This is a genomic window from Nitratireductor sp. GCM10026969 (assembly GCF_042660605.1).
Taxonomy (GTDB): domain Bacteria; phylum Pseudomonadota; class Alphaproteobacteria; order Rhizobiales; family Rhizobiaceae; genus Chelativorans.
The window spans coordinates 1-2,111 of record NZ_JBHSUM010000277.1 but is presented as its reverse complement, the minus strand read 5'-3'; the positions used below and the strand labels follow the sequence as shown (position 1 = coordinate 2,111).

2 protein-coding genes and 1 pseudogene are annotated in these 2,111 nt (G+C 66.8%); 2 read left to right on the top strand and 1 reads right to left on the bottom strand.

The genetic code is table 11. From position 1 onward, the window contains the following. Window positions 1-348, bottom strand: a pseudogene (locus tag ACFP9U_RS24825) (6-aminohexanoate hydrolase); the annotation flags it as partial. Window positions 349-408: 60 nt separating this feature from the next. Between ACFP9U_RS24825 and ACFP9U_RS24820 the strand changes: the two are divergent. Beyond that, on the top strand, window positions 409-1,191 hold the full coding sequence (locus ACFP9U_RS24820) for a GH25 family lysozyme (RefSeq protein WP_378625533.1): 783 nt from the start codon (window positions 409-411) through the stop codon (window positions 1,189-1,191). A gap of 139 nt (window positions 1,192-1,330) precedes the next feature. After that, window positions 1,331-2,111: lytic murein transglycosylase (locus ACFP9U_RS24815; protein WP_378625532.1), on the top strand; the 781-nt coding region annotated here is incomplete at its 3' end.

Below are 2,111 nucleotides of genomic sequence, written 5' to 3'. Positions count from 1 at the left end.
CTCGGGATCGCCGCCGGGAACGGCCGCACACCCCGTGCCGTCGCGCAAGACCGCGAGGCCGTCGCCGGACACGCCCAGAAGCCCCGCCCGCACCGTTCCCTCGGCTCTGTCGACCTCCACGCGCATGAACCGCAGAAGCCAGTGGCCCGGCGCCTGCACGTCCTCGGCCAGCACCTCTTCCGCGTCCCGGCCGGCCAGGAACACGTTCGAGCAGACGATCTTCGCCGCATAGTTGGACCCCACCCGGATAAGCTCCGGCGGCGCGAGGTAGAGCCACAAGGCGAGGCCCGCCACAACGACGAGCAGAAGGCCGATGAGCCATTTGATGATGGAAAGAACGATGCGCATGGCCTATCCCCGGATAACGATTGCACAATAGCGATTCGCTGCCGGGAGGGCTTTCAGAGAATGCGTCTGCCGATCGTTTTATTCGTGCTTGGGTTGCTCACCGCCTGTTCCACGATCAGCTACGACTTTTCCGACCTCGCCCCCGCCTCCTCCACCGGGCCGCGCTTCACCGACAACGACCCGCATGAATGGGAGAGCCGCGCACCCTGGACCTACCCCGTCCACGGCACGGATGTGTCGAAATACCAGGGGGACATCGACTGGGCCGGCCTGCGGCGGGCCGGCCTCGCCTTCGCCTTCATCAAGGCCACCGAGGGCGGCGACCGGCTGGACGAGCGCTTTCGCGAAAACTGGCGCGGCGCCAGGTCCGCCGGCATCCCGCGCAGCGCCTACCACTTCTTCTATTTCTGCCGCCCCGCGATCGAGCAGGCCCGTTGGTTCATCCGCCACGTGCCGCGCGATGCTTCCGCGCTTCCGCCGGTGCTCGACATGGAGTGGAACCACCTCTCCCCCACCTGCAGGCGGCGGCCGGACCCGAAGGTGGTGCGCGACGAGATGAAGATTTTTCTGGACGCGGTGGAACGCCATTACGGCAAGCGCCCTATAATCTACACATCCATCGATTTCTTTGACGACAACGGCCTGTGGCGCTTCAAGGGCTATCCGTTCTGGCTGCGCTCCGTGGCCGGTCACCCGGATGAGAAGTATGGCAATCACCCTTGGGTCTTCTGGCAATACACGGGAACGGGCGTCCTGCCCGGGATCGAGGGCGATGCCGACATCAATGTCTTCCACGGCAGCGTCGAGGCCTGGCGCGAGTGGCTCAAGGCCCACACCGGCTAGGGTCTGCATCCGTGGTCTGAAAGGCCGGCGAACACCGGGCCTAGTTCTGCTAAGTCCATGGAGATCGCCGGGGAGGGGCTTCCCGCTTGAAGTCTAAACACCTTACCATCGTGCGTGCGAACAGATGAGGGAGTGAAGAATGCGTCTTGGCAGTCCGATCCTTGCAGCGGCGATAGCGCTGTCCGTCCCGTCCGCAGCCATCGCCCAGGAATGCGGCGGCGACTTCAACGCCTGGCGCGCCGGCGTCGAGGCGGAAGCCGCTGCCCAGGGCGTGGGGCAAACCGGGCTTGCCGCGCTTTCCCGCGCTTCCCTCGACCAGAGCGTCGTCAGCCGCGACCGTGCCCAGGGCGTCTTCACCCAGACCTTCCGCGAGTTCGCCGGCCGCATGATCAACGAGTACCGGCTGACCCACGGCCGGCGCAATCTCGAGCGCTATGCCGACACCTTCGCCCGCGCCGAGCGGGAGTTCGGCGTGCCCGGTCCCGTCATCGCCTCCTTCTGGGCGCTGGAGACGGACTTCGGCGCCGTGCAGGGCGATTTCTCGACGCTCGATTCGCTCGCCACGCTGGCGCATGACTGCCGCCGCCCGGAGATCTTCCGCCCGGAACTCATCGCGCTCTTGGAGCTGATCGACCAGGGCACCGTGCCCGCCGATGTGAGTGGGGCCTGGGCAGGCGAGATCGGGCAGTTGCAGATGCTGCCGAGCGATTATCTGCACAAGGGCATGGACGGCGACGGCGACGGGCGCGTCGATCTCAAGAACAGCGCGCCCGACGCCATCCTGACGGCCGCGCGGGCGATCAGCGACCTCGGCTGGAAGGCCGGCGAGCCGTGGCTCGAGGAGGTCCGCGTGCCCGAGGAGATGCCCTGGGAAGAGGCTGGCCGCGTCAACAAACGCCCGCGCGCTGAGTGGGCCGGGC